Annotated in this window: 10 protein-coding genes and 6 tRNA genes; 10 read left to right on the forward strand and 6 right to left on the reverse strand. The window is 41.2% G+C overall.

Annotation, left to right across the window (positions count from 1 at the left end; genetic code table 11):
• The 8 genes from VFM80_RS09655 to VFM80_RS09690 all read left to right on the forward strand — a co-directional run.
• On the forward strand, positions 1-226 hold a 226-nt coding region (locus VFM80_RS09655; RefSeq protein WP_395071622.1), incomplete at its 5' end, for a D-sedoheptulose-7-phosphate isomerase.
• Position 227: 1 nt separating this feature from the next.
• Complete coding sequence (locus VFM80_RS09660; RefSeq protein WP_395071623.1) at positions 228-1,460, forward strand: HAD-IIIA family hydrolase; 1,233 nt, start codon at positions 228-230, stop codon at positions 1,458-1,460.
• A gap of 153 nt (positions 1,461-1,613) precedes the next feature.
• Positions 1,614-1,687: transfer RNA gene (locus VFM80_RS09665), tRNA-Pro, on the forward strand.
• Between the two features lie 64 nt (positions 1,688-1,751).
• A tRNA-Arg gene (locus tag VFM80_RS09670) sits at positions 1,752-1,825 on the forward strand.
• A gap of 23 nt (positions 1,826-1,848) precedes the next feature.
• A tRNA-Cys gene (locus VFM80_RS09675) sits at positions 1,849-1,919 on the forward strand.
• A 44-nt stretch (positions 1,920-1,963) separates the two neighbouring features.
• Positions 1,964-2,036, forward strand: a tRNA-Glu gene (locus VFM80_RS09680).
• A gap of 7 nt (positions 2,037-2,043) precedes the next feature.
• Positions 2,044-2,117 (forward strand) — tRNA-His (locus tag VFM80_RS09685).
• A 58-nt stretch (positions 2,118-2,175) separates the two neighbouring features.
• Positions 2,176-2,248: transfer RNA gene (locus VFM80_RS09690), tRNA-Glu, on the forward strand.
• A gap of 72 nt (positions 2,249-2,320) precedes the next feature.
• On the opposite strand, the gene VFM80_RS09695 is transcribed toward VFM80_RS09690, so the two are convergent.
• The gene (locus VFM80_RS09695; RefSeq protein ID WP_395071631.1) at positions 2,321-3,244 is read right to left on the reverse strand and encodes a glycosyltransferase family 2 protein; all 924 of its coding nucleotides are present in this window, start codon (positions 3,242-3,244) and stop codon (positions 2,321-2,323) included.
• A 107-nt stretch (positions 3,245-3,351) separates the two neighbouring features.
• Here VFM80_RS09695 and VFM80_RS09700 point away from each other — a divergent pair, with 107 nt between their 5' ends.
• Positions 3,352-3,672, forward strand: coding sequence for a MerR family transcriptional regulator (locus VFM80_RS09700; RefSeq protein ID WP_395071624.1), 321 nt, complete (start codon positions 3,352-3,354; stop codon positions 3,670-3,672).
• A gap of 41 nt (positions 3,673-3,713) precedes the next feature.
• On the opposite strand, the gene VFM80_RS09705 is transcribed toward VFM80_RS09700, so the two are convergent.
• The gene (locus VFM80_RS09705) at positions 3,714-4,661 is read right to left on the reverse strand and encodes a COX15/CtaA family protein (RefSeq protein WP_395071625.1); all 948 of its coding nucleotides are present in this window, start codon (positions 4,659-4,661) and stop codon (positions 3,714-3,716) included.
• Positions 4,662-4,738: 77 nt separating this feature from the next.
• Between VFM80_RS09705 and cyoE the strand changes: the two genes are divergently transcribed.
• Positions 4,739-5,647: a heme o synthase gene (gene cyoE, locus VFM80_RS09710; RefSeq protein WP_395071626.1), complete on the forward strand. Its 909-nt coding sequence runs from the start codon at positions 4,739-4,741 to the stop codon at positions 5,645-5,647.
• A gap of 194 nt (positions 5,648-5,841) precedes the next feature.
• Here the strand turns inward: cyoE and VFM80_RS09715 are convergent, their stop codons facing one another.
• The 4 genes from VFM80_RS09715 to VFM80_RS09730 form a co-directional block, all read right to left on the reverse strand.
• Complete coding sequence (locus VFM80_RS09715) at positions 5,842-6,402, reverse strand: helix-turn-helix domain-containing protein (protein ID WP_395071627.1); 561 nt, start codon at positions 6,400-6,402, stop codon at positions 5,842-5,844.
• Positions 6,403-6,550: 148 nt separating this feature from the next.
• Positions 6,551-7,138: a metallophosphoesterase gene (locus VFM80_RS09720; protein ID WP_395071628.1), complete on the reverse strand. Its 588-nt coding sequence runs from the start codon at positions 7,136-7,138 to the stop codon at positions 6,551-6,553.
• A gap of 24 nt (positions 7,139-7,162) precedes the next feature.
• On the reverse strand, positions 7,163-7,468 hold the full coding sequence (locus VFM80_RS09725; RefSeq protein ID WP_395071629.1) for a hypothetical protein: 306 nt from the start codon (positions 7,466-7,468) through the stop codon (positions 7,163-7,165).
• Entirely contained in the window at positions 7,469-8,539 is a 1,071-nt protein-coding gene (locus tag VFM80_RS09730; RefSeq protein WP_395071630.1) for an AI-2E family transporter, read from the reverse strand.
• Positions 8,540-8,772: the final 233 nt, after the last annotated feature.

Raw genomic sequence — 8,772 nt, forward strand, 5'->3', positions numbered from 1 at the left:
AACATCAGGAAATTCCAAAAATATCGTAAATGCTTTAATTCAGGCAAAAAAGAAAGGATGCCATACCGTTGGGTTTACCGGAGAAACCGGTGGTGAAATGAAAAAATTTTGCGACCTGTTGATTGAAATACCTTCAACAGATACCCCCCGGATTCAGGAATGCCACATGTTGATCGGACATACTATTTGTGAACTCGTAGAACAAACGCTCTTCCCAAAACAATAATATGGAAGCAATTATTTTAGCTGGCGGATTAGGAACACGACTTCGCTCTGAAGTTCAGGATATTCCAAAACCAATGGCTCCCATTCAGTCCAAACCATTTTTAGAACACCTGGTAGATCGAATAGTTGATGCCGGGGTGAACCGGATTATATTTTCTGTAGGCTATAAATCTGATTATATAAAAGACCACTTTTCCTCTGCCTACAAGAATTGTGAAATTGTTTATGCCGTAGAAGAAGAACAATTGGGAACCGGTGGAGCCATAAAGAACGCCTTGCAGTTCGCTCATAGTAAAGATGTGTTAGTCTTGAATGGAGACTCAATGTTTTATGGAGATATAAAAGCTTTGTTCAGTTTTCATAAAAAATCGGGTGCAGACGTTACCTTTGCACTAAAGCCTATGGAAAATATTAAACGCTACGGCACAGTTGAGTTAAATTCGGATAGAAAGATTCTCCAGTTTTATGAGAAACAGCCAAAAGATAGCGGGCTGATCAATGTTGGTATGTATGTTTTTAATGTTGAATCTTTTATGAAATGTGAACTTCCCAATAAGTTTTCTATCGAACATGATTTTTTTGAGCCAAAAGTAAATGAACTCACATTTATGGGCTTTCCTTCTTCCGGTTATTTTCTGGATATTGGAATTCCAGAAGATTTTAAAAAAGCCCAGCTGGAGATCGGAATATTTCCGGAGATTGATAAGAACTGGACGCTATTTTTAGACCGGGATGGAGTTATAAATAAAAAACGCGAAAATGACTATGTAAAGAACCTCCGTGAACTTGAAATCCTGCCCGGAGTTCCCGCCGCTGTAGCAAATTTGTCTTCAATCTTTGGCAAAGTTGTCATTGTTACAAATCAGCAGGGAATTGGGAAAGAGCTTATGACTGAGCAAGATCTTCACAGGATCCATGAAGTGATTCTAAATCAAATCGAAAATGAGGGAGGCACTGTAGATGCCGTTTATTTTGCTCCGCAATTAAAATCTGAAAACTCTGCAATGCGAAAGCCTGATATCGGGATGGCGCTGAAGGCCAAGAAAGACTTTCCGGAGATAGACTTCTCCAAGTCCATTATTGTGGGAGATTCCCCAACCGATATGGAGTTTGGCAGGCGCACAAATATGATCCCAATAATGGTAACAGAGGAACCAAAAAACATGAATGAATTTTACACCATACAGGGACTAACTCATTTTCAAGAGATCTTAGGTAGTATCCTGCATCCTTAGCGCTGATTTTACATACCATTGTTCCAAAACGAGCTCTTCTTTTTCTGAACTTCGTGATCTCGAACCAGTAGAAATAACCTAAGAAAATATGGAAAAGTATTTGCCTGCGAAATTAATGGTTCGTATTTTTGGAATCTGTTCCGAAAACGGAAACGGGGAGTGGCGCAGTCCGGTAGCGCATTCGCTTTGGGAGCGAAGGGTCGCAAGTTCAAATCTTGTCTCCCCGACTAAAGAAAGATTTTTCGGCTTATTCCCGGGAAATCTTGTTTTTTTTGACATATTGTAAGTTGAGCGCCCGTAGCTCAACTGGATAGAGCAACGCCCTTCTAAGGCGTAGGTTACAGGTTCGACTCCTGTCGGGCGTACTAGCTTTTTGCTAATAACAAAAGGCGACATGGCCGAGTGGTTAGGCAGAGGTCTGCAAAACCTCGTACGGCGGTTCGAACCCGCCTGTCGCCTCATTGGCACCTTGTTCTTTTTGACATATTGATTTTTTTCTTAATGCCGCGTTCGTCTAGGGGTCCAGGACGCCGCCCTTTCACGGCGGTAGCACGGGTTCAAATCCCGTACGCGGTACTAAATGGAGCTCGTAGCTCAGTCGGTTAGAGCGCTAGGTTGTGGCCCTAGAGGCCGTGGGTTCAATTCCCATCGGGCTCCCATTTATTTTAAACTGTGGATAAAACATCCACAGTTTTTTTATTGAAAAAAACTTGATGCCGCGTTCGTCTAGGGGTCCAGGACGCCGCCCTTTCACGGCGGTAGCACGGGTTCAAATCCCGTACGCGGTACATGCCAAAAAGCCCCATACATAACTTATGTGTGGGGCTTTTTTATGGGATGAAATTCTTAAGAGCTATCGCTTAAACTCTTTCCCGAATTCTGGGTTTCTGCTTTTCCACATGGTTTTTATTGATCAGCTCTCCAAGCAAACCTGTTGAGAAAAATTGTACCCCTACAACCATCAATAGAATACCCAGAAATAGCAAGGGGCGGTCTCCAATACCTGCTCCATATGCAATTTTTATGAACGCAAGGTAGAGATTTATTCCCCCGCCTATCAATAACAACAACACCCCTATGGTCCCAAAAAAATGCATCGGCTTTTGTAAATACTTTTGTACAAAAGTGATGGTTACCAGATCAAGAAAGCCATTCATAAATCGTGAAAAACCAAACTTGGTCTTGCCATATTTTCGGGGATGGTGTTTAACTACCTTTTCTGTAATTCGGAAATACCCTTCTCTTTTAGCTAACATGGGAATATAACGATGCAGCTCTCCATACAGGTAAATATTCTTTACCACTTCAGCACGATAAGCCTTCAGCCCACAATTAAAATCATGGAGATCAATACCCGCAACCTTCCTGGTTACAAAATTGAAAAACTTAGAAGGAATGGTTTTTGAGATCGGATCATGCCGTTCTTTCTTCCATCCACTCACCAGATCGTATCCATCTTTAAGCATCTGTATCATTTCCGGGACCTCAGCAGGATCATCCTGCAGGTCTGCATCCATGGTCACCACATATTTGCCTTTTGCAGCATCAAAGCCGGCCTGAAGTGCCACACTCTTCCCGTAATTGTGATGAAAACAAATTCCATGTACAAACTCTTTTTGCTCACTCAAAGATCTGATCACACTCCAGGAATTATCCGAGGAACCATCGTCTACAAAAATGATCTCATAGCTAAAGGTAGGAATCAAAGCATCAGCAATAGCTTGTTCCAATTCCGGTAAAGATTCCTCTTCATTGAAAACGGGGATGACAATACTTACATCCATATTTTTAAGTAATTGTGATTCTTGCAAAATGTATTCTTTTATATAAGTTCAGAATTAGTTTACTTTCACGGCACTAAAAACGTTCTAAAATACACTTTCTGCCTGCTATGAAAAAATTGTATTACTCAATGGGTGAAGTCAGCAAATTAACAGGGTTAGAGCCTCATGTTTTGCGTAACTGGGAAAAAACATACACAGAGCTAAAGCCTAAAAAAAACAGTGCCGGAAACCGGGTCTATAAAGAACAGGAATTAGCGCTCATCTTCAGGATAAAAGAATTACTGCATGATAAAAAATACAGTACGGAAGGTGTACAGGAAATATTGAGAGATGGTCAACAAAGAGTAAAACCTGACATTAGTGCCGAAGCCCGCAAAGACCTGAACGAGATCAAGGTATTTTTGAACGATCTGCTTGAACGACTGTAGGCGAATAGGTAATAATCAGAAGGTAAAGCAACACCAACTGTTTACTGCTTATTGTCTTCTGTGTTACTCTTTCCAGCGCTCACCACCAGGATCATCAGAAACTGTGTACACACCATTACAGCCATTCCCACAAGATGAAGCACCTGAAGCACTCGTGGCATATCAAGGTAATACAATCCAACACCTATGAGGACCTGAGCAAAAACAAGAAGTACGTTCAATCTACCTAAAGTGAGAACCAATCCTTCTGCTTTATTCTTGTTCAGGATATAATACAAGAAAGCTCCCGCAAAAATAACCAGCCACGAAAAACTGCGGTGTATTGGAAACACACTTCCCACACTTTCCAACCAGATGCCTCTCGGTAAAACTTCAGCTGCATTCTTGATCACATCTACCGCTTCACGAACTTGTGTTCCAAGTACAAGCTGTATCATCGATAAGCCAAATAATATCCACAACGTCCAAAGCAGCTTTTTTCTGAAATGTTCTTCTATTCTGACTTTCAGCAGGTCGCTTGTGGCCTCAAAAGCAGCATATAACAACGTTGTTATAATAACCATCGCCACCAGCATGTGCGCCGTTATCATTCCCGCATGCAAGCCTGTTTTTACCACCACTCCCCCAAGCCATCCCTGAAATAGTACGAGCACAAATGCCGCAAACGAACTGTAAAAAACTGTTGGCTTTGTTTTTCTATACCTGAAGGAAAGTACAAAAGTGATGGTAATCAGTAGCCCGATCAGCACTCCAACCAACCGATTTACATACTCTATCCAGGTATTATATACGTTAAATTGACTTGCATCAAAACCGGCGGGTAAATCAGCTAAACTGGTGGGTGGTATCCACATACCGAAGCATGTAGGCCAATCGGGACACCCCAATCCGGCTCCGGCTGCCCGAACCAAACCTCCTACTAATATCAAAAATAAAGTAGCAAATACGGTTATGATAGCTGTTTTTTGGAATACGTTTAATTTCATCATCAAAAGACTGTCAAGTAAGAGGAATAATATTTAAATTTGGTGCTGTACAAAGTATTATTTTTACCTATCAAATTTACATGAATTCAGCCGAAGATAACATCCTCATCAAGAGATCTTTTACGGATGTGATTACTGACTATTACCAACTAACCAAACCGGGCATCACTATGTCGGTATTGGTGAGTATGCTGGTGGGGTTTATCCTTGGCAGTGGTGCTAACATTGATTTTCTCGTTCTCATTCATGCCCTGATAGGAACATATCTTATTGCAGCAGGAACCGGAGCTCACAATCAATTTATGGAACGCGTTTCTGACCGCTTGATGAGAAGAACTTCCAAACGCCCTCTTCCTGATCAACGCATTGGCTCTAAAAATGGAATGATCTTTTCATTGACCATGATCTTTTCCGGGTTGTTTTACCTTATTCTTATGGTAAACCCGGTAGCAGGAGTCGTTTCATTTGTGACAGCCCTTATTTATCTCGGGGTTTATACTCCCATGAAAAAAGTTTCCCCGATCAACATCGCAATTGGGGCTGTTCCGGGAGCACTTCCTCCCGTTGGCGGTTGGGCCGCTGCTACCGGTAATATAGCAGAGCCGGGCATGTGGCTGTTGTTTGGTATCATGTTTTTTTGGCAAATTCCTCACGTGCTCTCTATCGCGTGGTTATGCAAAGACGATTATTCAAGCGCCGGACTAAAAATGCTTCCCCGCAAAGATGAGATGGGATATAAAACTGTATTTTGGTCAGTGATCTGTACGCTTTCCTTATTCCCGGTAACCTTCGCTATATACCAGCTTAATATTTCCGGGATGATCTTTCTGGTACTCGGAACTATTTTTGCTCTCGGGTTTTTGGCTTACACTATAAAATTCGGGCTTGACCGAACAAAAGCTAATGCCAAACAGCTCATGTTTGCTTCTATCGCTTACCTTCCTCTTGTTTGGATCGCGGTGTTTTTAGATCGATTTATTTCTTTTTAGGGAAGGACGGACGACCGCGGACGGATGACCGATGGTCCTGATCAATGACAAGCTTATTCTCGTTACCAAAATCCCCGTTGGGAATACTATTTAGGACTTCCCGGTCCCAATAAAGATCAAACTCCTTTTTTAAAACAGGGTGTTTAAATGCTTGAAGATGGCTCTATTATCATTATGGGCCGGTTCTTAAGTAGCTAAATGCTTTGAATGGTTATTCTTCTTTTTTCTTTCAATGCTTTAAAATGTGATGGAGTTAACCCTGTTGCTTTTTTAAACTGCGATGACAAGTGTGCAGAGCTGCTGTAATTTAATTTATGTGCAATTTCGGAAAAGGTATCTTCTCCAAAAATAATTAACTCCTTTATCCGCTCAATTTTTAATGCAATAATATATTGTTCAATGGTAGAGGCTTCAACTTCTGAAAAGAGATTTGATAAGTAAGTATAACTATGATTTAATTTTTGGCTTAACAGAACAGAGAACTTAATATTTGGCTTTCCATCTGAATTGTTAACATAATCAATCATGGCTTTTTTGATCTTTTCAATTAGCACCCCTTGTTTTTTATCTATCAGCTCCATTCCTGCTTTATGGATATTATTATCCAGATCCTTTTTTTTATCGTCAGTAACATCTTCCTTAGTATCTATTTCCCCTAATTCGACTTTTACTATTGGTATGTTCAGTTCTTCTAAGCAATCTTTAACAAAAATTACGCAGCTATTACAAGCCATATTTTTAACATAGATCTTCATGAAGTCTCTCTCTTGATTTCTTGAACTAAAGTTAGGACTAGCTGACACCAACCCAAATGAGTTTCTAAAACGTTTGAGGATATAAAAAGTTGTTTTGTAATTGGGATTGAGGCTCCACAAAAGCCAAACTTCATATCTGCTGGTATTATCATTCTGAATCTGACTTAACTAGGGTATCATTTTTTTGAGATAGATTAAAAATGGTTAGTTCTGGCCTGCAAAAAAACCGGATCGGAAGCATACTGAACCTGATTCCACGGTTTACGTAGAGTCGGTTACTCCCCTTGCCAATGCTGTCAGCCGCCCATCCCTCAGCTACAACCTCCCTTGGTAAAGCAATATCAAGCCAGGTTTTAGATTCAGGCATCAGCGGAAGGTGTATCTGACCGCCGTGGGTATGGGCAGCTAAGGTAAAAGCTCCCTGATCCGCCGGTATATCTTTATAAACAACGGGATTGTGCATGAGTACCGCTCTTGGTTCATTGGCAGGTATTTTACTAAAGGCCTTTTTTATATCACTTCGGACTGCCCACATCGAACCTAAGCCAATAACATGAAAAGAGGAGCCGCTGTCATTGGTCAAAGAATAAGATTCATTTTCAAGTACGACTACGCCAAGATCTTGCAGAAAGACAGTTAGATAAGTTGCAATCACATTATTAATCTTATCGGTTTCGTGTGCAAGAGAATAATCATGGTTGCCAAGTACCGCCACTACGGGTATTTCTGCGTCCACTAACGGTTGAAGTAATGAAACAGCTCATTCTACAACAGATGAATCAGCTTTATAAATAAAATCACCGGCAATTAAAACCAATGCAGGCTCAACTTCCACAGCTTTTTCCACCGCCTTTTTGATCATCCCGGTATTGCCCCACCACATACCCACTTGTAAGTCTGCCAACAGCGCCACCTTTTTTCCTTCCCAGTCTGAACCTAAATTTGGCACCTCTGCATCATGAATCTGCACATCCAGAAGAAAACGCGGTTCAACAATGAAGGCCCAAATACCTAGTGCAAGCAGTGTTACCAGAACGAAGATCGAGGTTGATTTGAAAATTTTCATTTAGTTATCCTCCTTTTTATTGCTGAAGAGATAGCCGAAGGGTTCCAGAGCCGGGACATGCAGAAATAAGATTGTTATAATTCCCATAACGGGAATGGCCAGGATCATGCCGATGATACCCCATAAAGCGCTACCCACAATCACGGCGAAGATTACAAAAAAGGGATGCACGTCTACTTTGCTGCCTACTACATATGGTTGTAGTACATAACTTTCCAAAAACTGGGCAACTGCAAAGGTAATTACAATTCCTATAAGCACTCCAATTTCACCGGAGGTTAGGTAACCAAACGCCATGGCTAAACCGAACCCTATAATATTACCTACATAGGGAATTAGAGAGAAAAGCGCAGCCACGATGCTGATAAGAATAAAATTGCTGACGCCGGTAATTCCAAGGCCAATCGAATACGTTGCTGCCAGCATGCCTATGAGTATCAACTTACCCACCAGGTAATTTTGTACGACATTTGCCGACTCATGAACAATCTGATTGACGTCATCACTCTTTTCATCATCGAATAGCCGTAATAGAAACGTCCGGAACCGATGCCTGTAATTGAGGATGAAAAATACGTAGATAAAAGTCAGCAGATAGGTACCCAGATACCCGGTACCTCGCCCAAACATGCTGACTATTTGTGTGGCCTTGCCCGCGCTCTCGCCTTCGCCCGACTCGCCTTCCATAAGCGCAAAACTATCGCCCGTCGGGAGATCACTTTCATTTAAAAAGGTATTACTCGTAACAAATGTCTTCCACTGTTCAATTTTTGGCTCCATCGTTTTTTTGATTTCCGGCCAGCTATCGATAAATACTTTCATCTGGTATGAAAGCAGCGCAACAAATCCCAGTGAAATGATGAAGAGCGTAAAGGTGCTGATCAGAGAAGAAATTCCCCTTTTCAATCGTTTCTCCATCCACAAGGCCATGGGTAATATCACCAATGCCAAAATTATGGCGGTTATCAGCGGTGCAAGAACGCTCTGGGCTTCCAATATCCCCCAAACCAAAAAGAAGATGCCGGTAATTATAGATACCGAATAAAAAAGAATTTTTTTGTTTCCCTCCATTTCTACCACTCCATAGTTCAGATTTATTTTGTTGCGCTAAATCAAGCTGTTTAATATTATATTACCTGCAATTTGATAGCGTCCTCAATTGGATAGCAGATAAAAATTGAAGCTATTGAAAGCCTCATTGGCAACAGATCCGCCTCTTGGTTTTCCATTTAAATATGGTTCGTAATTGATGGTGAAAAAATCAAAATCCGATTGATAGTATTTTAAATTAAACTAACTCTCTC

Source organism: Gracilimonas sp. (genome assembly GCF_035704785.1).
GTDB lineage: Bacteria > Bacteroidota > Rhodothermia > Balneolales > Balneolaceae > Gracilimonas.

Excerpts from the sequence above, each read along its gene's own strand:
- VFM80_RS09660 (WP_395071623.1), top strand. The coding sequence starts at position 228 with ATGGAAGCAATTATTTTAGCTGGCGGATTAGGAACACGACTTCGCTCT.
- VFM80_RS09695 (WP_395071631.1), bottom strand. The coding sequence starts at position 3,244 with ATGGATGTAAGTATTGTCATCCCCGTTTTCAATGAAGAGGAATCTTTA.
- VFM80_RS09700 (WP_395071624.1), top strand. The coding sequence starts at position 3,352 with ATGAAAAAATTGTATTACTCAATGGGTGAAGTCAGCAAATTAACAGGG.
- VFM80_RS09705 (WP_395071625.1), bottom strand. The coding sequence starts at position 4,661 with ATGATGAAATTAAACGTATTCCAAAAAACAGCTATCATAACCGTATTT.
- cyoE (WP_395071626.1), top strand. The coding sequence starts at position 4,739 with ATGAATTCAGCCGAAGATAACATCCTCATCAAGAGATCTTTTACGGAT.
- VFM80_RS09715 (WP_395071627.1), bottom strand. The coding sequence starts at position 6,402 with ATGAAGATCTATGTTAAAAATATGGCTTGTAATAGCTGCGTAATTTTT.
- VFM80_RS09725 (WP_395071629.1), bottom strand. The coding sequence starts at position 7,468 with ATGAAAATTTTCAAATCAACCTCGATCTTCGTTCTGGTAACACTGCTT.
- VFM80_RS09730 (WP_395071630.1), bottom strand. The coding sequence starts at position 8,539 with ATGGAGGGAAACAAAAAAATTCTTTTTTATTCGGTATCTATAATTACC.